The sequence below is a fragment of the Glaciimonas sp. GG7 genome, from assembly GCF_052976905.1.
In genome coordinates, this window is the sequence record NZ_JBRIIQ010000266.1 from 1 (window position 1) to 213 (window position 213).

At 54.5% G+C, this 213-nt stretch carries 1 protein-coding gene; it reads left to right on the top strand.

The window, feature by feature from the left end; genetic code table 11:
• A partial coding sequence (locus tag ACVBEF_RS21440; RefSeq protein ID WP_447125914.1) for a divalent metal cation transporter occupies positions 1 to 213 on the top strand: 213 nt, incomplete at both ends.

Here is a 213-nt window from a genome sequence, read left to right on the forward strand (position 1 = left end):
GTCAATGGGGTTTTGCTCACGGCCTTCGATACCATCATTGTGCTGGGACTCAAGGGGCGTGGCTTTCGTCAGGTCGAGGCGATTATTTTAGGGCTGATTATCACGATTGGCCTGTGTCTTTTTGCTGAACTGTTATTTGTTGAGCCTGACTGGCGTGCTGTTGCTGCCGGTGCACTGCCTTCGCTTAAGGCGCTGTCCGGGCAGGAGCCGTTG